We start from the raw sequence: 20,740 nt of genomic DNA, 5'->3' as shown, positions 1-20,740 counted from the left end.
ACGGCCTTCTGTAGTTGCGAGGTCCTTTCCTTGGGCCACCCGTTGGATCGCGACTGAGGAATTGTGAGCCACGCGCCCGAGGGTGATTGTCACTTCGTGAGTGTGGGTCTTGTGATTGACCTTGTTTCGAGGGGCGGCCGCTCGGCTCCGACCAGTTCGTCGCAGTCGCCGAGGTCCCGTTTGGTCGCGGTTGCCGGGCCTCGGTTCGCAGTTGTTTCGGTGCTTCGTAGTGACTGGGCTCAGCGCTCCTTGCTGGTTCGCGCAGTGCGGGGGGCAGGTGCGAGCGTTGTCGGGAGCCGCGTGCAGCATTCGGGCCTTCACGTCGACGTTCCACAGTGCGCCGAAATGCCACGGTTTCCACAGTCCTGAAATCCACAGGGACAGTTAGTGCCATCGTTTCCACAAATTTCTCGCGATCCACCCGAAACCATTGCCGGTTCGAACGGGCGTTCGATAGGCTTTGGGTCACGGCCGGAATTGGACGGAATGGGGGGTGGTCGCGGTGGCAGACGTCATGGGTGCGGCCACTCCCGCACAGGCTGTCTCGGCGGGTCTGGCTCAGATGCGGGAAGCGCTCGATGTGCTGGGTGGTGTCGACCTGCACCAGCTGGACGGTGAGGCACTCCTGGGTGCCCTCGACGCGGTGGAGCAGGTGCGTCGGCGCACCGACGCCGTGGCGGCCAGGGTGCTGGCCACGGTCGAGTCGGACGGTCGGTGGGCGGTCGACGGTGCCCGTTCGATGGCGGCGTGGTACCGGGCTCGCACCGGGCGCCACCGTGCCGGTGCGGCTCGCGAGGTGCGTCAGGCTCGGGCGTTGCGCGATCACCTGCCAGGGACGGCGCGGGCGTTGGCGGCCGGGGAGATCAGCTCTGACCATGTCGCCGCGATCGTGCGGCATACCACCGGCACCGAGGCGCGGCGGGAGCGGCTGCGCGACCGCCACGCCGGCGAGCATCTGCTTCTCACCCACGCCCGTGGCCTGGACGCCTCGGCGTTCGACCTGGCGGTGCGGCACTGGAGTCTGCGCGCGGATCCGGAGGCGGCGGACCGGGCGTACGTGGAGGACGGCGCGCGGGAGGAGTTCTATCTCGCGGAGACCACGGACGGGTACGTGCCGGGCGGGTGGCTGTCGAAGGCGAGCGGGCAGGTGGTGCTCACGGCGCTGGCCGCGCGCACGGGCACGCCGGCCAAGGGCGACGGGCGCTCCCCGGGGCAGCGGCGCGCCCGGGCTCTGGTCGGGCTGGCGCAGCTGGCGCTGGACTCCGGGGCGCTGCGGCCGGGGGCCCGGATTCGGCCGCACCTGAGCGTGCACGTGCCGTTGGAGACCCTGCAGCGGCTCGTCGCGGCGTCCAAGCCCGCCCGCCGCCATCCCGGCTGCCCGCTGGGAGTGGAGCGCCCCGGCGGCGCCGGCCACCAGGCCGACCGTCCCGGCGCCGCCTTCGGGCTGCCCGGCCCGGACGAGCAGACTCGCCCCACCACCACCGCCGGCGCCACAGGACGCGCGACCGCTGCCACCGCCGCCGCCGCCACCACCGCCGCCGCCAGCGCCGCCGGAGCCGCGCAGGCCGGTGCTGCGGGGGGTGAGGGGTGGTGCGGGTGCGGGCAGGAGCTGCCCGAGGCGGTGATCGGGGCGGACCTGGACGCGGCCGCGATGGGTGAAGTGGCCCCGGCGACGTTCGAGGACGGGACCCCGCTGGCGCCGGCGCTGCTGGCCCGGATCGCGTGCACCGGCGCGATGCACCGGGTGGTCTTCGGCCCGGACTCGGAGGTACTGGACGTGGGCCGGGAGAAGCGGATCTTCACCGCCGCCCAGACCCGGGCGATCATCGCCCGCGACAGGCACTGCCAGTACCCCGACTGCGACGCCCCACCGGGGGAGGGGGAGATCCACCACAGCATCTGGTGGTGGGAACAGCTCGGCTCCACCAGCGTCAGGCTCGGCGTCCTGCTGTGCTGGGCCCATCACGACCACGTCCACCAGCACCGCATCGGCATCGAACGACGCAAACGCCGATGGGTCTTCCTCCGCCGCGACGGCAGCGAGATCGAAGCCACCACACGCAGAGCTCCTGGCGCCTGAAGGTTCCACAGGCGCGGATGGTGCAGGGGTGGTCGCAGCTCAGCCAGGTGTTGGGTGCTCCATGTACCACTCGGTGAACTCGGTGCACATGCCGTTGCCGTCGAGCCGCAGCACCCACAGGTTGCTGTAGACGTGCGGCGGCTCGGTGAGGTACTCCGTCCTCGCCTCGATGACCTGCACGTCTGCCGCCACGACCAGCGGTCGCCACGAGAACGTCGTCTGGCCCGGCTCGTCTCGAAGCTCCAGCCACTTCTCGACGATCGCTCGGCGGCCTCTCGTGGGCTCGGCGTAGGGCTCGGTGCGGTAGGTCGCTCCATCGCTGAACAGAGCGCCAATCTCGGCCGGGTCGTTGGAGTTCCAGGCGCGCCGGTAGTCGTCCATCCACCTGGCGAGTGTGTCGTCGAACTTCCCGCCGTCGTCCGTCGCGCGGTCATCCACGATCGTCCCCGTCCGTCGTCGCCTCAACCGCAAGATCCCGGAGCCTCACCCGTTGTCACATCCCGGAGCCTCACCCGTTGTCACATCTCGGTGTCTTACCTGCTGCTCACATTCCGGTGCTTCACCCGCCGATAACCATCCCCGAGCGGTGAAAGCCTTCGCGGCTCGCCAAGAGCATCATCGCGCCTGGACCAAGCTAGCGCTCCCGTTCCGCCGAGCAGCGCCATGGGCGGCTCGTGCAGCGAGGAGGTGTGGAGATCACGAGCCGTTAATCGCAGAGCAGTCGTCCCCCAACTTTCCCTGACGTCGTACGGTGGCCAGGTGCACGACGTCCTCCCGCTCGCCCGGTCCACCGTCGATCCCGACGCCGTCTCTCGCCCGGTCGACGGGCTTGTGCCCAGACTGCTGGCCGATCCCACCACGAGGGTGCTGCTCGTCCAGCGCGGGCTCGTGGCGACGCGCGCAGCGTCTCTCGACCTCCGCCCTCCGGCCGAGATCCCGGGCGACGTCTGGGCGGCGGACCGTGTCGTGTACCTCGGGCGGGACAGTGACGCCGCCTACCTCGCACTCACCCTTCCCGAGCACCTCGGCGAGGAGCGCGACCTCGACGGCGTACCCGTCGTGGAGGACGCCGGCCTCGTCGACCTCGTGGCGACGCTCGACTTCAGCCACCTTCGCGACATAGGTGACACGCTCGACGACCGGGACGCGGGGCTCGCGACCACGGCGGTCGCGCTCAGCGCCTGGCACGTCCGCCACCCGCGCTGCCCCCGTTGCGGTGAGCCGACCGAGGTGATCGACGCCGGCTGGGTGCGCCGATGCACCGCGGACGGCTCGCTCCACTACCCGCGCACCGACCCCGCGGTGATCATGGCCGTCACCGACAAGCACGACCGTGTCCTTCTCGGCCACGCCGCACACTGGCCGGAGCGGCGCTTCTCCACACTCGCCGGCTACGTGGAGCCGGGGGAGTCGATCGAGGCGGCCGTTGCGCGTGAGGTCATGGAGGAGGCGGGGCTCGAGGTGGGCTCCGTCGAGTTCGTGGCCTCGCAACCCTGGCCCTTCCCCGCCTCCCTCATGCTCGGCTTCCGCGCTCGGCTGGCCGACCACTCGAGCGGGGAGGTCCGGGTCGACGGCGTCGAGATCACCGACGCACGTTTCTTCAGCCGGGACGAGCTCGCCGCGGCCGTACGAGCTGGGGAGATCCTGCTGCCCATGCGGTCCTCGATCGCGCGCGCCCTCATCGAGGAATGGTTCGGGGGACCGCTGCCGACGGCGCCGCCCAGCGCCTGAGCCGACGGTGGCCGGCGGTCCGTCGGCCGATCGGACGCCAGAGCGGCGTCAGGCTCCAAGCCGTCCGGCACGGGCAGTGCCGAGCGAGAGATCGTCCCACCAGAGCGACGGGTCCCGCGCACCGGATGGTGCGCGGGGCCCGCCAGCCGTGCAGAGGCGGTGGCTCAGCCCTTGAGTCGCTCCACGACCTCGGCGAGCGAGGGATTCGTGGCCGCGGACCCGTCCGGGAACACCACCGTGGGGACGGTCTGGTTACCGTTGTTCACGGACTCGACGAACGACGCCGAAGCCTCGTCCTCCTCGATGTTGACCTCGTTGTACCCGATGCCCTCGCGGTCCAGCTGGGTCTTCAGCCGGCGGCAGTAGCCGCACCAGGTGGTCGAGTACATCGTGATCGTGCCCGCCTCGGGTGCCTGAGCCGTCATGGGTGCTCCTCTCGTCCGCGCAGGGCGTCTCGTCGCCCGCTGTCAGGGAACGCGTCTGGTCGCCCCTCTGATAGGGGAACGCCCGGACCGTTCCGAATCTTCCCGCCCGGGAGCACCTGCGTGTGGCGTCACGCACGCTCGGACTCTCCGATGGTCCCCGAGGCGGCGGACGGCGGCATCCCGGCGGCAGATGCAGCCGCCGGCCTGCTCGCGACATGGGGACGCAGGGTTCCGGTGTCGCCGGGGGCTGAGACACTGGCAGCGATGAGTACGACTACCGAAGAACTGCTGGACGCGCTCGACGACGACCAGCGCGCCGTGGCCGAGCACCTCACGGGCCCGCTCTGCGTGCTCGCCGGCGCCGGCACCGGCAAGACGCGCGCGATCACCTACCGCATCGCCAACGGCGTGCTCTCCGGCGTGTACAACCCCCAGACCGTGCTCGCCGTGACGTTCACCGCGCGCGCGGCGGGCGAGATGCGCTCCCGGCTTCGCGACCTCGGCGTCGGTGGCGTGCAGGCACGCACCTTCCACGCTGCGGCCCTCCGTCAGCTGTCCTTCTTCTGGCCGACGGCGGTGGGCGGCCAGGTGCCGCGCATCGCCGAGCACAAGGCGTCCCTCGTCGCCGAGGCGTCCGGCCGGCTCGGCCTCGGCGCCGACCGCACGGCCATCCGGGACCTCTCCAGCGAGGTCGAGTGGGCGAAGGTCTCCCTCATCACCCCTGACGACTACGTGGCCCGGGCGACGCGGGCAGGGCGTGAGGCCGTCGGCGGCCACGACCACGCCACCATCGCGCGCCTGCTGAGCGTGTACGAGGACGTCAAGAGCGAGCGCGGGGTCATCGACTTCGAGGACGTCCTGCTCCTGCTGGTGGGGATTCTCCTCGAGCGCGACGACGTCGCCGCCCAGGTCCGGACCCAGTACCGGCACTTCGTCGTCGACGAGTACCAGGACGTCTCCCCGCTCCAGCAGCGACTCCTCGACCTCTGGCTCGGCGGGCGCCGCGAGCTCTGCGTCGTCGGCGACGTCTCCCAGACGATCTACTCCTTCACCGGGGCGACCCCGGCGTTCCTCACGGACTTCCCCCGGCGGTACGAGGGGGCGCCCGTCGTGCGCCTCGTGCGCGACTACCGGTCCACCCCGCAGGTCGTCGACCTCGCCAACAAGGTGCTCGCCCGCGCCGGCCGGCACCGCAACGCCGCCGCCGTCGAGCTGGTGGCCCAGCGTCCGTCGTCGGCGCCGGTCCGCTTCGAGACGTACGACGACGACCTCGCCGAGGCACGCGGGGTCGCCGAGCGCATCACCGCCCTGGAGAAGGAGGGCGTCCCGCTCAGCGAGATCGCCGTCCTGTACCGCACCAACGGGCAGTCGGAGGCGATCGAGCAGGCGCTCGCGGACGCCGGGATCGGCTATCTGGTCCGTGGCGGCGAGCGTTTCTTCTCACGCCGTGAGGTGCGCGAGGCGATCGTCATGCTGCGCGGAGCCGTGCGTTCGAGCGCCGGGCAGCCGATGCCCGAGGCCGTTCGCGACGTGCTGGCCTCGGTCGGCTGGGCGCCGTCACCGCCGGCGGCGCGCGGCGCGGCTCGCGAGCGCTGGGAGTCGCTCAACTCGCTCGTCAGCCTCGCCGACGAGCTGCACCGCACCCGTAGCGCCGACATGGCGGGGCTCGTCGCGGAGCTCGACGAGCGCATGTCGGCGCAGCACGCCCCGACCGTCGCAGGCGTGACGCTGGCGAGCCTGCACGCGGCCAAGGGACTCGAGTGGGACGCCGTCTTCCTCATCGGGGTCTCGGAGGGTCTGCTGCCGATCTCCCTCGCGGAGGGCGACGACGCCGTCGAGGAGGAGCGGCGCCTGCTCTACGTCGGGGTCACGCGGGCGCGTGAGCACCTGCAGCTCTCCTACGCGCGTGCCCGCACCGTCGGGGGACGGGCCTCGCGCAAGCGGTCCCGGTTCCTCGACGGAGTCTGGCCCGACGACGGACCCGGCGGCCGCGGCGGCGTCTCGCGCCGTGCAGCCGCCAGGGCCCGGACCGCGGGCTTCATCGAGGACAACCCCGCAGACGCCGAGCTCTTCGAGCGCCTGCGGTCCTGGCGCGGCCAGGTGGCCGCAGCGATCAGCAAGCCCGCCTACACGGTGCTCCACGACACCACGCTCCAGGCGATAGCCACCTCGAAGCCCAAGGACCTGCGGCAGCTGGCCGTCCTCCGCGGGATCGGAGCGACCAAGCTCGAGGCGTACGGCGGCCAGGTGCTCGCCGTCGTCCGGGGCGAGGAGGTCGACGTGCAGGAGTGGCTGTCCCGCTGAGCCGTCGATCCTGGCGACCGTGAGCTCCGGGTGGTTCTGGGCCCCTGACTCTTCGGAACGCGGCGTCAGAAATGCACGGAATGTCTCATCCCGGAGGATGAGGCTCACACCGGAAATATCCCCCGAAAAAAGGATTGCCCGCGCTCTCACGCCGGGTCTAGTGTTCTTTCCTGTCCGAGTCGACCGGATCCTGCCTAGCCAGCACAAAGGATCCCTGCAGCCGAGGGAGGTGCCCGAAAGTGATCAACAACGTCTTCGCCGCTAACGCCGCCTGCGCGATGGCGCCCACGTCCGCTGTGCCCGGGTACCAGTCTGCCCTCGGCACCACCGTGGCCGGCCCGCGCCGACGCCCCCGGCTCAACGGCACCACCCTGGGGATCGCCCCCCGGACGTAGCTCATCACCGAGCTGCATGCTCCGGCCGCGATCCCTATCGGGACCGCGGCCGTCGTCGTAGACGACGTCCCGAGGCCCCTCAGCCCCCGGACAGAGAACGACTCAACAGGAGCAGCTGTGCAGCTCACGGCTCTACTCGACCAGATCAGCCAGGGATCATCAGTCACCTGGCCCGAGCCCCAGTCCAGGTCCGTCGCGGCACCCTTCGTCGGCGAGGCCGGCTGGGGAGTCCTCTCCACCCCGTCCCGCAGCGGCGCGCCGGCAACCCCGTGCCAGTCCGCGGAGGACAGCGACCTGTGGTTCGCCGAGCGCACGGCCGACGTCGAGGCTGCCAAGGCGCTCTGCCGGGAGTGCCCCGTGCGGGAGGCGTGCCTGGCCGGCGCGCTCGAGCGGCAGGAGCCGTGGGGCGTCTGGGGTGGCGAGGTGTTCATCGACGGCGTCGTCGTCGCTCGCAAGCGTGGCCGTGGCCGCCCGCGGAAGGACGAGGCCGCCGCCTGAGCGTCGGCTCGGCGGCCCGTCCGCGTGGGCAGCCTGGGTCCGGCTACGTCAGGGTCCGGTCAGGCGGGTGTGCGCACTCGCCTGGCCGCGGTCCTCTGACCCGCATCGCGGTCGGCTCCGGCGCCCACCGTCGGCTCGCCGCTGGTATTCGGGCCGAACGTCGGGGCGGGATCGGTGCTCGGCCCGGCCGTCGGGGCGGGATCGGTGCTCGGCCCGGCCGTCGGGGCGGGATCGGTGCTCGGCCCGGCCGTCGGGGCGGGATCGATGCTCGGCCCGACCGTCGGGGCGCCCTCGGTGGTCGGCCCGACAGCCGAGCTGAACGCGGCGGTGCCCCTCTGGTCCGGCATGTCAGCAGCGACCTCGCAGCAGCCGCACACGGGGTGCACGCTCCACGGCCGGATGACCGGCAGAGGGCTCACCCCGATCTCGATGCTGGCCCGGTCCACCACGAGCTCCCGGCCGTCGATCACCGCCAGAACCTGGTTCGCGGCCACCGCGGACCCGAGCTGCCCCAGGTGCGTCGCCGCGAGGGGCGGTGGGGACGCCCGGAGCTGTGTCGCCAGGGCGGGCCACGCCGGATCCGCATCGGTCCGGTGCAGGTCCAGGCACCGGGTGCAGGGCCCCTGCCCCGGCACGACCAACGGGCCGATCGCGACGTCGACCTCGCCGACCACGACGGGCAGATGAACCACGTCCTCCCGGACCAGGGGGAGGAGCTGCACGGGGTCGGCGACCCCGGTGGAGACCGCCACCAGGACGTCTGGTCGCGCCCCGGTCCGCGCCGTCGTCCGCAGCTGTGGGAAGGACGAGCGCAGCACCGCCTCGGCCCGTTCCCGACGTACTCCGCCGACGTCCCGCGGGTGGTACGGGCCGACGTCGGAGGGGAGCACCGGTGACTCGTCCTTCAGCAGCAGAGTCCCCACGCCGGCCTCGGCGAGGTGCACAGCGATCCGCATGCCCACCTGGTCCAGACCCGCCACGGCGACCGCGGCCGCCGACCGGTGTGCCATGAGTCTCGCCCCGTCGCCGTCGGCAAGCAGACGAGACCAGTACGCCTCGTCCGGTGTGACGGCGGAACCCGGCGGGCGCGGTCGCGGATCGGGGGCGAGCACCCCGGACCGGTGCAGCAGCGCCACGAGCTCACGGACACGCTCGGGTGCGACCCCGGACGTCCGGCCGACCCGGATCAGGTCCGCCTCGGTCGGCTCGTGCCGCAGGTGGTCGAGGACGTGCTGCTCGCCGGCCGTCAGGTCCTCGAGGACGACGGCGCACCGCGGGTCGACACCCACCTGGCTCTCACCCTTGCGGCGCCAGAGCACCGTCAGTCCCGGCCGTAACCGCATCTCGCCCCCGTCTCGTCCGTGGTGGGACGGACTGTGGCACGGGCTCCCGGATGCGCGCAGAGCGAATCCACAGGGCCCTCGTGGCGGGGCGCTCACCGATGCTGGCTCACCGCCGGCGAGCGGTCTCCGGAGCGTCCGGGCCGCCGTCGTCGGGCTTAGCGCCCGGCGAGCGGTCTCCGGAGCGTCCGGGCCGCCGTCGTCGGGCTTAGCGCCCGGGGCGGTCTCCGGCGTGGTCCGGGGACGTCGTCGGGCTCAGTGCCCGGGGCGGTCTTCGGTGTCGTCCGGGCCGTCGCTGTCGGGCCCGGTGCCGTCGGGCGCCGTGCCCGCCGCGCCACTCTCCGGCTGGTCGAGCGGGTCATCCACGTCCCCGTCCGTCCCGGCGGTGAGCGTGCCGTCGAGCATCGCCGCGAGGGCGGCGTCGACGTCCTCCTCGGCCGCCCGGGCTGCCCGGCGGGCGGCGACGAAACCGCTCGGGTCGTCGAGCTCCTCCGGCGTGGGCATCAGGTCCGGGTGCGACCACAGGGCGTCGCGCTCGGCCGTGCCCCGCTCCGCTCCTAGCGTCGCCCAGAGGGTGGAGGCCTCGCGCAGGCGGCGCGGACGCAGCTCGAGCCCGACGAGCGTGGCGAAGGTCTGCTCCGCCGGGCCGCCGCTCGCCCGGCGACGCCGCAGCATCTCGCGCAGCGGCACGGCGTGGGGAAGGTGCGGTGCGACCGCCTGCGCGGTGACCTCCTCCACCCAGCCCTCGACGAGCGCGAGCGCGGTCTCCAGGCGCACGAGAGCGGCACGCTGCGCCGGGGACTGCTCGAGAGCGAAAACGCCGCCCGAGAAGGCCTCCCGCAGCTTCTCCGGGTCGGTCGGGTCGATCCCGCGGACCGCCTCCTCCATCGCGTCCGTGTCGATCGTGATCTCGCGGGCGTAGGACTCGACAATGCCGAGCAGGTGCGCGCGCAGCCACGGCACGTGGGCGAAGAGCCTCGCGTGCGCGACCTCGCGGACGGCGAGGAACAGCCGGACCTCCTCCGCGGGTGCGTCCAGCCCTTCCGCGAAGTCGGCGACGTTGGAGGGCACGAGCGCCGCCGTCGGCTCCTCCACCAGGGGCAGTCCGGTGTCGGCGGTGCCGAACGCCTCGCGGGCGAGGGTGCCCACGGCCTGCCCGACCTGCATCCCGAACACCGCGCTGCCGAGCTGGCGCAGCATCCCCTGGACCGGACCCATCTGCGCCGCCATCGCCTGGACCTCGGGCGGAAGCTGCTCCGCCTGGGCCTCGATGGTCTCGACGAGCGCCTGGGAGACCGACGTGGCGATCGGTTCCGAGAGCCGCTTCCACGTCGGCAGCGTCCGCTCCACCCAGTCGGCCCGGCTCCACGCCTCCTGACGCCCGCCGGCGGGACCGAGCTCCGTGGCGGTGTCCAGCCACAGGTCGGCCACCGACAGCGCCGAACGGACACGCTCGGCCTCGGCGGCGCTCACGGAGGGATCGCCGCCGGCGTGGGCGGTCTGCCGGGCGAGGTCGTGGGCGAGGCGCCAGTTGACCGGGTCGCCGCCGCCCGAGGCGAGCATCTGCTGCATCTGCCCGATCATCATCATCAGCTGGTTGCGGTCCGCCGGGAGCCCGGCCGCCTGGGACATCGCCTCCGGGTCCAGTCCGGACGCGCGCATCGCCCGCATCGCCTCCTCGGCGGCCGCGGGGCCCATCATCGACCGGAGCAGCTCCTCCCAGCTGTGGGGATCGCCGCCCTCGGGGCGGGTGGGGTCCTGACTCATGACAGCTCCTGACGGTGGCGGGCCTCCACGGTAACCGGCCGCGAGGCGCCTCTGCAGCGGTGGGGCGGCTTCCTCGCCCGGTGGTTCGCTGAGGGCGCAGCGATGCCGGACGCCCCAGGGAACACCCAGCCTCGTGCGGCATGATGACCCGGTGAGCGAGCAGGGCACCGGCCGGACCGGTCACGACCGTCGTCCCGTCCCGCCCTCGCCCGCAGAGACGGCGGGCGCCCCGCTGGCCGCGGACCCCGGGACGACGACGCACGCGGACCCCGCGACGGCGGAGCGCGCGGATCCCGCGACGGCGGAGGCGACCCGGCCCGGCTGGCGCGCCACGTCGGCGCCGCACCCCGCTCCGGGGACGGAGCCGGAGAGCACGAACGGCGCTGCCGACGCGGCGACCGGGGAGCGCGAAGCCGGCGAGGCCCCCGGCCCTGACGAGCCGTACGTCTCGCGCCGCGCGGTCACCATGGTCGTCTCGGGGGCCCTGCTCTCGGCGCTGCTGCTCGTGATCATGCTCGTCCCGCTGCCCTACGCCGTCCAGCGGCCCGGGCCGACCGTGAACACCCTCGGCGAGGCCGACGGCGAACCGCTCATCCAGATCGACGGAGCCGAGACGTACCCGACGTCGGGCGAGCTCCGGCTGACCACCGTCTCGGTCATCGGGGGACCGGGCTACCCCGTCACCGCCGCGGACGTCGTCGCCGGCTGGCTGGACGAGGAGGAGGTGGTGCTGCCGGTGGAGGCGGTCTTCCCGGACGGCACCACGCGCGAGGAGATCGACGAGCAGTCGACGGCGCAGATGGCCTCCTCGCAGACCAACGCCACGGTGGCCGCCCTCGAGGAGCTCGGGTACGACGTCCCCATGGTCCTGACCGTCAGGGACGTCGCGCCCGGGTCGGGCGCCGAGGGCGTCGTCGAGGAGGGGGACGTGATCACCTCGATCCAGCCTGAGGGGGAGGAGCGCACCGAGGTGGAGGCGTTCTCCGACCTCGCCGCTGTCCTCTCCCGCACGGCGGCGGGCACGCCGGTGACCCTCGGCGTCCTGCGCGACGGCGACCCGACGGATCTCGCGGTGGCGACCATGGACCACCCGGGAACCACCGCCGCTCCGGACGGGGAGCAGCAGGGATCGCTCCTCGGGGTGGTGCTGGACCCCCAGGTCGAGCTCCCGGTCGACATCGACTTCGACATCGACAACATCGGCGGTCCGAGCGCTGGGACGATGTTCGCGCTGGGGATCATCGACCGCCTGACGCCCGGTGAGATGACCGGCGGGGAGAAGATCGCGGGCACCGGGACGATGAACCTCGCCGGCGAGGTCGGCGCCATCGGCGGGATCCGGCAGAAGCTGGCCGGCGCCACCCGCGCCGGGGCCCAGTGGTTCCTCGCTCCGGAGGGGAACTGCGGCGAGGTGGTCGGGCACGTGCCCGACGGGCTGCAGGTGGTGCGGGTCGGCACCCTGGGGGAGGCCCGCGACGCCGTCGAGGCGATCGGCTCCGGCGACGGAGCGTCGCTCCCGAGCTGCGAGGCCGGCTGACGCAATCGCGGGACCGGAGCACCGCGGGACCGGACCACCGCACCCATGAGCCGGGCGGGACCGGCCTTGTCAGGCCAGCGTCGCGCGAAGCGCCTCCACGAGCCCGGGCACCGCGTCGGGAGAGCCGGCGACCGCGTCGTCGAAGTCGTGGCTGCGGCTGCGCAGCGCGCACCAGGACTCGCCGGTGCGGAGCACCCCTGCGGCCATCCGGACGTCCTGTCGGTCCGGGTGACCCATCAGGTAATCCACGGCGGCCTGCGGATCCTCGGGCATGCCCTGCTCCGCCTCCGGCGGGACGACCATCCGCTCGACGACGATCGCGGCGCCGTCGACCTCCTCGGGCCAGGCGAGCTGACCGAGCAGCTCCTCGATCGTCGACGCCTCCGGCAACCCATCCTGCTCGATGCTGGTCAGGTGCTCGGGGTCGTCCTGGGCGGCGAGGACCGCCTCCGACGGCAGCTCCTGCGCGAGCGACGGCGTCGCCGCGATCGCACCGGCCGTGCGGACCAGGGCGAAGACGAACACCGGCCCGTCCCACCCCAGCGAGGCGACGTGCCGCTCGATGTCGTCCACGGCCAGGCGCAGGGCGCGCTCGCGGGCGGTGGGGCCGTCGGGGGCGGGCTGCTCGTCGCTCATGCCTCCATCATGGCGCCGCCTCGCGGGTGAGCGGAAACCCGGATCGTCGCCGGACCGTTTCCCCACGCCGCGGGCGGTTGTGGGAACCTTGGGGCAGGCCAGGGCGTTGTGCGGATGGACGTGGAACCCCCTGGGACCGAATCCACGAAAGACAGCTGCACGACGACTCGAAGGTGCTCAGTGACGTTCGCATCCGCCCCACGTACATCAGGTCCCGCCCCGGCTCCTCGCCGCCGCGGTGCCCTCGTGCCCACCCTCGTCGTCCTGGCCGTCCTCGCGGCGCTGGTCATGGCGATGGCCCAGGTGTGGACCGAGGTGCAGTGGTACAGCCAGCTGGGGTTCACCGACGTCCTGGTGCGTGAGTGGGTCACCCGCGCCGTCCTCTTCGCGATCGGCTTCGTCGTCATGGGCGGGGCCGTCTGGCTGAACCTCCACCTCGCCTACGCGCGCCGGCAGGTCTACCCGCCGACGACGCCGGAGGAGCGCAACCTCGACCGCTACCGCGAGAGCATCGAGCCGCTGCGCCGCCTGATCATGGTCGGGGCGCCTGTGGTGCTCGGGCTCTTCGCCGGCTCCTCGCTGAGCGGCATGTGGCGTCCGGTGCTCACGCTCCTGAACCAGGAGCGCTTCGGCGAGACCGACCCGCAGTTCAACATGGACATCGCGTTCTTCGTCTTCACGCTGCCGGTGGTGCGGGCGATCGTCTCGTTCCTCATGACGGTGGTGTTCCTCTCCGCCGTCGCGGCGCTGATCACCCACTACCTCTACGGCGGCATCTCGCTGGCGCCCCGTCAGCAGAAGGTCTCGCCGGCCGCCCGGGTGCACCTGTCCGTGCTGGCAGCGGTCTTCGTGCTGCTCATCGCGGTCAGCTACTGGCTCGACCGCTACTCGATGCTCGTGGGGGAGAACGACCGCTTCGCCGGCGCCTCCTACACGGACATCAACGCCAACCTGCCCGCCAAGGCGATCCTCGCGGCCATCGCGCTCGTCGTCGTCGTCCTCTTCGTCGTGGCGGCGTTCCGCGGCTCCTGGACCGTCCCGGTCGCCGGCATCGCGGTCATGATCGTCTCCGCCCTCGTGGTGGGCACCGCTTACCCGGCCGTCATCCAGCGCTTCCAGGTCGAGCCCAACGCGCAGACCGTCGAGCGGCCGTACATCCAGCGCAACATCGACGCCACGCTCGCGGCCTACGGTCTCGACGACGTCGAGGTGGAGACGTACTCGGCCACCACGGAGGCCGAGGCCGGCCAGCTGCGCGCGGACAGCCAGTCCACCGCCTCCATCCGCCTGCTCGACCCGAACATCGTCTCCCCGACGTTCAACCAGCTGCAGCAGAACCGGCAGTACTACGGGTTCCCCACGACGCTCTCCGTCGACCGGTACACCATCGACGGTGAGAAGCGGGACACCGTCATCGCCGTGCGCGAGCTCAACCAGGACGGTCTCGGTGCCGACCAGCGCACGTGGATCAACGACCACACCGTCTACACCCACGGCTTCGGCGTCGTGGCCGCCTACGGCAACACCACCAGCGCCGACGGCCGACCCGCGTTCTTCCAGCAGGGCATCCCGTCCGTGGGCGCCCTGGGCGACTACGAGCCGCGCGTCTACTTCGGCCAGAACAGCCCCGAGTACTCCATCGTCGGCGCCCCCGAGGGCACCGAACCCTGGGAGCTCGACTACCCCGACGACGACGCCGAGAACAGTGCCGTCAACAACACCTACTCCGGCGACGGCGGCCCGTCGGTCGGCAACTTCTTCCAGAAGCTGCTCTACGCGCTGAAGTTCGGCGACATGCAGATCCTCTTCTCCGACCGTGTGACGGAGGAGTCCCAGATCCTCTTCGACCGTGACCCGCACCAGCGGGTGGCCAAGGTCGCCCCGTACCTCACGCTCGACAACCGTGCCTACCCGGCAGTGGTCGACATGGACGACGACGAGTCGACGCCCAAGGACCTCGTCTGGATCGTGGACGGCTACACCACCACGAACGACTACCCGTACTCGGCTCGCGAGTCCCTCGAGGAGGCGACGACGGACTCCGTCGTCGACGCCAACGGCCAGCCGGTCACGGTCGGCGCCCTGCCCGAGCAGGTGAACTACATCCGTAACTCGGTCAAGGCCGTCGTCAACGCCTACGACGGAAAGGTCACGCTCTTCGAGTGGGACGAGCAGGACCCCATCCTGCAGACGTGGGAGAACATCTTCCCCGAGCACATCACGCCGATGTCGGAGATCAGCGGCGACCTCATGAGCCACCTGCGCTACCCGGAGGACCTCTTCAAGGTCCAGCGCACGCTGCTCACGGAGTACCACGTCACCGACGCGTCCTCCTTCTACTCCGGATCGAACTTCTGGAACATCCCGACCGACCCGACGGTCGCGACCGGGGTCCAGCAGCCGCCGTTCTACCTGACCATGCAGATGCCCGGGCAGGAGGACGCCCGGTTCTCGCTCACGTCCAGCTTCATCCCCGGTGGTAACACCGACCGCAACATCCTCACCGGGTTCCTCGCGGTCGACTCGGAGACGGGCGACACGGCGGGAGAGGTGCGCGAGGGGTACGGGAAGATGCGGCTGCTGGAGCTGCCCTCGGACGTCACGGTGCCCGGTCCCGGCCAGGTGCAGAACAACTTCAACTCCAACCCGGCCGTCTCCTCCGAGCTGAACCTGCTGCGGCAGGGCAACTCGAACGTCCAGCTGGGCAACCTGCTGACGCTGCCGGTCGGCGGCGGCCTGCTGTACGTCCAGCCGGTCTACGTCCAGTCCGCGGCGGGCACCTCCTACCCGCTGCTGCAGCGGGTGCTCGTCTCCTTCGGCGACGAGATCGGCTTCGCCTCCACGCTCGACGAGGCCCTGGACGCGGTGTTCGGCGGCGACTCCGGCGCCGAGGCCGGCGACGCCGACGTCGAGCCCGGCGAAGAGCCGACCGACGGCGGGAAGGAGCCCGAGGGCACGACCGAGGTGCCGGCGGCGGCGCAGGAGCGCCTGACGGAGGCGCTGGCGGACGCGCAGAAGGCGCTCGCCGACAGCAACGCCGCCCTGGCCGAGAGTGACTGGACCGCGTACGGCGAGGCGCAGGAGCGTCTGAGCACCGCCATCTCGGAGGCGCTGGCCGCCGAGGACGAGATTGCCAAGGCTGCGGGGGAGACGCCGGACGGTGCCGCCACCGAGGCTCCGACGGAGGGTGCCACGGAGCAGCCCACCGAGGGCTGAGCCGATACCTCGAACGGGGGCCGTCCGCTGGTGCGGGCGGCCCCCGTCGTCGTTGCACATGGCTTCGTCGTCCGTGCGGGACACCGGCGGTGGGGTACGGGGCCTCTCGTCGCCGCGGGTCCTCAGGCCAGCGGGCCCTGCGTCGTCGGGGCTCGCTGTCGCCCGTCGGGCGCTGTGACGGAGGGCACGCCCCGGCGGTTTGCGCCTCCGGTGCGCCGCGACGTAACCTATACATACCGACGCGGGGTGGAGCAGCTCGGTAGCTCGCCGGGCTCATAACCCGGAGGTCGCAGGTTCAAATCCTGCCCCCGCTACCACGAGGTAGTTGACGACGAAGGCCCGCACGCAGAGCGTGCGGGCCTTCGTCATGCTCGGGAGCGCGGGCGTTGCCCGAGGTTGTCGTGCCGTCGTGCCGTCGTGCCGTCGTGCCGGAGGCGCTGTCGCTGTCGCTGTCGCCGCTGTCGCGCTACGCCGGGAGGAACCGCTGTCGCGCTACGCCGGGAGGAACCGCTGTCGCGCTACGCCGGCCGGAAGAGCTGTCGCGCGCGCATATGCGTCCGGCCACCTGTGGGCGCACGTCGTCGTCCCGCGGGTGGGGCCCAGCGGTCGAGCGGCACGAGACGCGGCTCACGCGGGAACAAAGGCGGCACCTATTGAGTTGAAGCATCAACTACTTGTACCGTGGATGCAGCACCCACCGACCCGAGGGGAATCCCATGAGCGCCACCACCAGCCACACCGCACCCGCGCCGAGCCGTCGAGCCGAGGAGCTCCTGCCCGCCGAGACCTCGATGGGGGCCGTGACGCTGCTGGTCGGGGACCTGGACCTCATGACCCGCTACTACCGCGACATCGTCCTGCTGGACGTGATGCGCGCCGAGGGCAACGAGGTGGTCCTCGGGCGTCACGGCGTCGAGCTCCTCCTCCTGCGCCACGACCCGTCGCTGCCCCCGGGGTCGCCCCGGAGCGCAGGCCTGTTCCACACCGCGATCCTCTTCGAGTCCCGTGCCGCCCTCGCCGCCGCGCTCGCCTCCGTGGCCGTCAAGGCCCCGGGCACCTACGCGGGTGCGGGCGATCACGACGTCTCCGAGGCGTTCTACTTCACCGACCCGGAGGGCAACGGCGTCGAGCTCTACTTCGACCGGCCCCGCAGCACCTGGGAGTGGACCGGGGGGCAGGTCAAGATGGGCACGAAGTGGCTGGACCCGAACCGCTTCCTCGCCGAGCACCTGACCGACGACGCCCGCGAGCTCATCGCCACGGCCGAGCGCCCGGCCGGCGCCTCGTCCCCGGCGCTCGCCGGCGCCGTCCTCGGTCACGTCCACCTGCAGGTGGGTGACGTTCCCACGGCCCGCGAGTTCTACGTGCGCAAGCTGGGCTTCGAGGAGACCACCGCGCTCGGCAACCAGGCGCTCTTCGTCTCCGCGGGCGGGTACCACCACCACATGGCGATGAACACATGGAACAGCGCCGGCGCCGGCCCGCGCGTCCCGGCGCTGGGCCTCGGCACGGTCGACATCGTCGTGCCCACCACCGAGCAGGTCGCCTCGGTCAACGCCCGGCTCACGGCCCACGGCGTGCCGACGCGGCACGACGGCGCGGTGCTGCGGGTCAACGACCCGTGGAACAACCTCATCGAGATCCGCGCCGCGGCCTGAGCCGGCCACGAGAGCGCTGAGCGCGGTGCCCCTCGGGTACCGCGCTCAGCGCTTGTCGTGCCCATGTCCTGAGCCGTCCCCGGATGGGGCGCTGCGGACCGTCCCTGTCGCCCGGAGAGGCTTCAGTGCAGAGGAACGACGGTCCCTTCGGTCAGGCCGAGCGACGGAATGTCGTGAAGCGGTACCGCAGCCCGCCGGAGGAGACGTGCCAGCCGCGGTCGGGGTCGGCCGCCGCGACCTCCCACACCCGGTCGTCGACGGCGGGAGCGTGGGTGTCGCCGTCGACGGCGAGGTCGATGTCGGTGACCTCGAGGCGGTCGGCGCGGTCGATCGTCTCGGCGTAGAGCTGACCGCCGCCGATCACCCACACGTCCGCGCCGCCCGCGAGGGCGAGCGCGTCGTCGAGTGTCGTCGTGGTCTCCGCGCCCTCGGCGACGAAGCCCGGACGTCGCGACAGGACGATGTTCCGGCGCCCAAGCAGGGGACGGTACCGCGGGTCGAGCGACTCCCACGTCGCCCGCCCCATGACGACCGTCGCCCCCGAGGTGGTGGTGCGGAAGTGCCGGAGGTCCTCCGGGAGGTGCCACGGCATCGTGCCGCGTGCGCCGATGACGCGGTCGTGGGCCTGGGCCCAGATGAGGCCGAGCACTAGACGGCGACCGGGGCCTTGATGGCCGGGTGGTGCTGGTAGCCGAGCACCTCGACGTCGTCGAAGCCGTACTCGAAGAGGGACGGCGCCCGGCGGAGCTGCAGGGTCGGGAACGGGTAGGGGGTGCGGGCGAGCTGCTCGCGGACCTGCTCGACGTGGTTGTCGTAGATGTGGCAGTCCCCGCCGGTCCACACGAAGTCGCCGACCTCGAGGCCGGTCTGCTGGGCGACCATGTGGGTGAGCAGCGCGTAGGAGGCGATGTTGAACGGCACGCCGAGGAAGAGGTCGGCGCTGCGCTGGTAGAGCTGGCAGGAAAGCTTGCCGTCGGCGACGTAGAACTGGAAGAACGCGTGGCACGGCATCAGCGCCATCTTGTCCAGGTCCGCCACGTTCCAGGCCGAGACGATGATGCGGCGCGAGTCGGGGTTGGTGCGCAGAGTGTCGAGCACCTGCTGGAGCTGGTCGATGTGGCCGCCGTCGGGCGTCGGCCAGGAGCGCCACTGGACGCCGTAGACCGGGCCGAGCTCGCCGTCCTCCGCGGCCCACTCGTTCCAGATCCGGATCCCGTTCTCCTGCAGCCACCGCACGTTGGAGTCCCCGCGCAGGAACCACAGCAGCTCGCCGACCACCGAGTGCAGATGCACGCGCTTGGTCGTGACCAGTGGGAAGCCCTCGCCGAGGTCGAAGCGCATCTGGTGGCCGAAGATGCTCCGCGTGCCGGTCCCGGTGCGGTCGCTCTTGGGAGTGCCGTGCTCCAGGACGTGGCGGAGCAGATCTTCGTAGGCGGTGCTGACCGCGCGAGCGCCCGCGCCAGGGGTGCTCTCCTGCGGCTCGCGGACGGACGGGGCGGCGGGGGAGGACGTCACCCCCGCATCGTAGGCGGCCCGGCCGGGGCGACGGCAAAGGTGACGCGCCCGACCGAGGCGGCGTGGCGGGGCGAGGCGGCGTGGCGGGGTGAGGCGGCGTGGCGGGGTGAGGCGGCGTGGCGGGAGCGTAGAGCGGCGGCAACAGAGCGGCGGCAGCGGCAGCGACGAACGGCGCGGGGCCCCATACATGAGGACGCCCACGCCGTTCGGGGCGTGGGCGTCAGGGCGGACGCGGGCGGCTCAGGCCGACGCGCTCTCCTTCTGCTCGACGGCGGCCGGCTTCGGGCTCGCGGTGTGGCTCACCTCGATCTTGCGCGGCTTGGCCTCCTCGGCCACCGGGATCGTCAGGGTCAGCACGCCGTCGGCGTAGGAAGCCTCGATGCGGTCGAGGGCCAGGCCGTTGCCGAGGGAGAGCTGGCGGGCGAACGTGCCGGTGGGACGCTCGTGCGAGAGCCACTGGGCGTCCTCTGCGACGTCGGACCGGCGCTCGGCGCGCACCGTCAGGGTGCGGTCCTCGACGTCGATGTCGATCGAGGACGGGTCGACGCCCGGGAGATCCATGCGGGCGATGAAGTTCTCACCCTGGCGGAAGAGGTCGAGGGGCATGCCGGGCGAGGAAGGAACCTGGCGCATCGCGTTGGTGAGCCAGCGGTCCATGTCGCGGAACGGGTCGTAGCGGGTAGCCATGGGATCAGCCTCCATGAGTGTCGGCCCGGACGGTCCGGACCAACCGACCGAGCTCCCGGCCGGTGCTTCATTTTTAGCACTCGACCATCGCGAGTGCTAAGCGCTATCGCTCACGGCGAAAAGTTGAGCGGTGGACGCTCAACCTCAACATCAGCGCAGGTCACGGCGTCGCGCCCGTCGCGTGCCGCCGGGTGGCGCGTGCTCGGAGTTCCGCGGCACTGCCGGGACGACGGTGAAGCGTGGCTGCCCCGTGCGGCTCCCGTGTGGGCCCGGCCCGCAACGCCGGCGCCCGTGCCCACCGCCGGCCGGAGGGCGCCAGGAGGCCCGCGCAAGGGACCAAGAGGTCTGGCTTTTGACCTCCGCATGCCGCATCCTTGGCACGTCGAGGGAGTCGCCATGAAGATTCTTGTGACAGCGGCAAGCCGCCACGGTGCGACGGCCGAGATCGCCGCGCTGCTCGCGGAACGGCTCGCCGCCCGCGGCCACGAGGGTGACCTCCGGCCGCCCGAGGAGGTCGAGGACCTGCACGGGATCGAGGCTGTGATCCTCGGCAGCGCCGTGTACGCCGGCATGTGGCTCAAGACGGCGCGTGACGCGGTCGTCCGGCTCGGGCCGGACCTGCGCCTGCGACCTGTCTGGCTCTTCTCCTCCGGCCCGCTCGGCGACCCGCCGGTGCCGCACGAGGAGCCCGACGTCGCCAGCCTCGTCGCGGCGACCGGGGCGATCGAGCATCGCACGTTCCCCGGTGCGCTCGACCTGCACAAGCTGATGTACAGCGAGCGACTCATGGTGCGCGCGGCGCACGCGCCCGAGGGGGACTTCAGGGACCCCGCAGCGGTGAGGGAGTGGGCCGAACGCATCGACGCACACCTGAGGGCCGGCCCGACGCCGGCCCGACAGGCGGCCGCGGACGGCCGTGAGGCCGCGGCCTGAGCCGGTGACAGCCGGGCG

Annotated in this window: 17 protein-coding genes and 1 tRNA gene; 10 read left to right on the top strand and 8 right to left on the bottom strand. The window is 72.1% G+C overall.

Going from position 1 to position 20,740, the window contains the following annotated elements; genetic code table 11:
- Positions 1-502 precede the first annotated feature (502 nt).
- Entirely contained in the window at positions 503-2,080 is a 1,578-nt protein-coding gene (locus tag ABD774_RS14125) for an HNH endonuclease signature motif containing protein (RefSeq protein ID WP_345042388.1), read from the top strand.
- A 39-nt stretch (positions 2,081-2,119) separates the two neighbouring features.
- On the opposite strand, the gene ABD774_RS14120 is transcribed toward ABD774_RS14125, so the two are convergent.
- A complete protein-coding gene (locus ABD774_RS14120; RefSeq protein ID WP_345042386.1) occupies positions 2,120-2,518 on the bottom strand; it encodes a nuclear transport factor 2 family protein in 399 nt (132 codons plus the stop codon).
- 321 nt (positions 2,519-2,839) lie between these two features.
- Here ABD774_RS14120 and nudC point away from each other — a divergent pair, with 321 nt between their 5' ends.
- Positions 2,840-3,811, top strand: a complete 972-nt coding sequence (gene nudC, locus ABD774_RS14115) for an NAD(+) diphosphatase (protein WP_345042384.1) — start codon at positions 2,840-2,842, stop codon at positions 3,809-3,811.
- Positions 3,812-3,975: 164 nt separating this feature from the next.
- Here the strand turns inward: nudC and ABD774_RS14110 are convergent, their stop codons facing one another.
- Positions 3,976-4,236, bottom strand: coding sequence for a mycoredoxin (locus ABD774_RS14110; protein WP_345042382.1), 261 nt, complete (start codon positions 4,234-4,236; stop codon positions 3,976-3,978).
- Between the two features lie 264 nt (positions 4,237-4,500).
- On the opposite strand from ABD774_RS14110, the gene ABD774_RS14105 reads away from it, so the two are divergent.
- The 3 genes from ABD774_RS14105 (at position 4,501) to ABD774_RS14095 (ending at position 7,433) form a co-directional block, all read left to right on the top strand.
- Positions 4,501-6,540, top strand: a complete 2,040-nt coding sequence (locus ABD774_RS14105) for an ATP-dependent DNA helicase UvrD2 (RefSeq protein ID WP_345042379.1) — start codon at positions 4,501-4,503, stop codon at positions 6,538-6,540.
- Positions 6,541-6,779: 239 nt separating this feature from the next.
- The gene (locus ABD774_RS14100; protein WP_345042377.1) at positions 6,780-6,935 is read left to right on the top strand and encodes a hypothetical protein; all 156 of its coding nucleotides are present in this window, start codon (positions 6,780-6,782) and stop codon (positions 6,933-6,935) included.
- A gap of 144 nt (positions 6,936-7,079) precedes the next feature.
- Positions 7,080-7,433 (top strand): WhiB family transcriptional regulator, encoded by a 354-nt coding sequence (locus ABD774_RS14095; RefSeq protein WP_486327321.1) that lies wholly within the window; start codon positions 7,080-7,082, stop codon positions 7,431-7,433.
- A 59-nt stretch (positions 7,434-7,492) separates the two neighbouring features.
- On the opposite strand, the gene ABD774_RS14090 is transcribed toward ABD774_RS14095, so the two are convergent.
- Both ABD774_RS14090 and ABD774_RS14085 read right to left on the bottom strand, forming a co-directional pair.
- Entirely contained in the window at positions 7,493-8,776 is a 1,284-nt protein-coding gene (locus ABD774_RS14090) for a hypothetical protein (RefSeq protein WP_345042372.1), read from the bottom strand.
- Positions 8,777-9,028: 252 nt separating this feature from the next.
- Positions 9,029-10,540, bottom strand: coding sequence for a zinc-dependent metalloprotease (locus ABD774_RS14085; protein WP_345042370.1), 1,512 nt, complete (start codon positions 10,538-10,540; stop codon positions 9,029-9,031).
- A 151-nt stretch (positions 10,541-10,691) separates the two neighbouring features.
- Between ABD774_RS14085 and ABD774_RS14080 the strand changes: the two genes are divergently transcribed.
- Positions 10,692-12,077 carry a YlbL family protein gene (locus ABD774_RS14080; RefSeq protein ID WP_345042368.1) on the top strand — a complete coding sequence of 462 codons (1,386 nt, stop codon included), beginning with the start codon at positions 10,692-10,694 and terminating at the stop codon, positions 12,075-12,077.
- A 69-nt stretch (positions 12,078-12,146) separates the two neighbouring features.
- Here ABD774_RS14080 and ABD774_RS14075 read toward each other — a convergent pair whose 3' ends face one another.
- Positions 12,147-12,713, bottom strand: a complete 567-nt coding sequence (locus tag ABD774_RS14075; protein ID WP_345042366.1) for a PPA1309 family protein — start codon at positions 12,711-12,713, stop codon at positions 12,147-12,149.
- 180 nt (positions 12,714-12,893) lie between these two features.
- Between ABD774_RS14075 and ABD774_RS14070 the strand changes: the two genes are divergently transcribed.
- From ABD774_RS14070 to ABD774_RS14060, 3 genes are all read left to right on the top strand, one after another.
- Positions 12,894-15,929: a UPF0182 family membrane protein gene (locus ABD774_RS14070; RefSeq protein WP_425554555.1), complete on the top strand. Its 3,036-nt coding sequence runs from the start codon at positions 12,894-12,896 to the stop codon at positions 15,927-15,929.
- A gap of 240 nt (positions 15,930-16,169) precedes the next feature.
- A tRNA-Met gene (locus ABD774_RS14065) sits at positions 16,170-16,246 on the top strand.
- Between the two features lie 399 nt (positions 16,247-16,645).
- Positions 16,646-17,587: a VOC family protein gene (locus ABD774_RS14060; RefSeq protein ID WP_345042362.1), complete on the top strand. Its 942-nt coding sequence runs from the start codon at positions 16,646-16,648 to the stop codon at positions 17,585-17,587.
- A 151-nt stretch (positions 17,588-17,738) separates the two neighbouring features.
- Here the strand turns inward: ABD774_RS14060 and ABD774_RS14055 are convergent, their stop codons facing one another.
- From ABD774_RS14055 to ABD774_RS14045, 3 genes are all read right to left on the bottom strand, one after another.
- Positions 17,739-18,236: a dihydrofolate reductase gene (locus tag ABD774_RS14055; protein WP_345042360.1), complete on the bottom strand. Its 498-nt coding sequence runs from the start codon at positions 18,234-18,236 to the stop codon at positions 17,739-17,741.
- Positions 18,236-19,009 carry a thymidylate synthase gene (locus tag ABD774_RS14050; RefSeq protein ID WP_345042481.1) on the bottom strand — a complete coding sequence of 258 codons (774 nt, stop codon included), beginning with the start codon at positions 19,007-19,009 and terminating at the stop codon, positions 18,236-18,238. Before ABD774_RS14050 ends, ABD774_RS14055 begins: the two co-directional genes overlap by 1 nt.
- Before the next feature lie 333 nt (positions 19,010-19,342).
- A complete protein-coding gene (locus ABD774_RS14045) occupies positions 19,343-19,789 on the bottom strand; it encodes an Hsp20/alpha crystallin family protein (RefSeq protein WP_345042358.1) in 447 nt (148 codons plus the stop codon).
- A 396-nt stretch (positions 19,790-20,185) separates the two neighbouring features.
- On the opposite strand from ABD774_RS14045, the gene ABD774_RS14040 reads away from it, so the two are divergent.
- The gene (locus ABD774_RS14040; RefSeq protein WP_345042356.1) at positions 20,186-20,722 is read left to right on the top strand and encodes a flavodoxin domain-containing protein; all 537 of its coding nucleotides are present in this window, start codon (positions 20,186-20,188) and stop codon (positions 20,720-20,722) included.
- Positions 20,723-20,740: the final 18 nt, after the last annotated feature.

The organism is Georgenia daeguensis, from assembly GCF_039537705.1.
Taxonomy (GTDB): domain Bacteria; phylum Actinomycetota; class Actinomycetes; order Actinomycetales; family Actinomycetaceae; genus Georgenia; species Georgenia daeguensis.
Note: the sequence above shows the minus strand (reverse complement) of the source record. Positions and strands in the feature narration are given on the sequence as shown.

Coding starts and splice junctions, on each gene's coding strand:
- ABD774_RS14040 (WP_345042356.1), top strand. CDS start 20,186: ATGAAGATTCTTGTGACAGCGGCAAGCCGCCACGGTGCGACGGCCGAG.
- ABD774_RS14075 (WP_345042366.1), bottom strand. CDS start 12,713: ATGAGCGACGAGCAGCCCGCCCCCGACGGCCCCACCGCCCGCGAGCGC.
- ABD774_RS14110 (WP_345042382.1), bottom strand. CDS start 4,236: ATGACGGCTCAGGCACCCGAGGCGGGCACGATCACGATGTACTCGACC.
- ABD774_RS14060 (WP_345042362.1), top strand. CDS start 16,646: ATGAGCGCCACCACCAGCCACACCGCACCCGCGCCGAGCCGTCGAGCC.
- ABD774_RS14085 (WP_345042370.1), bottom strand. CDS start 10,540: ATGAGTCAGGACCCCACCCGCCCCGAGGGCGGCGATCCCCACAGCTGG.
- ABD774_RS14090 (WP_345042372.1), bottom strand. CDS start 8,776: ATGCGGTTACGGCCGGGACTGACGGTGCTCTGGCGCCGCAAGGGTGAG.
- ABD774_RS14045 (WP_345042358.1), bottom strand. CDS start 19,789: ATGGCTACCCGCTACGACCCGTTCCGCGACATGGACCGCTGGCTCACC.
- ABD774_RS14105 (WP_345042379.1), top strand. CDS start 4,501: ATGAGTACGACTACCGAAGAACTGCTGGACGCGCTCGACGACGACCAG.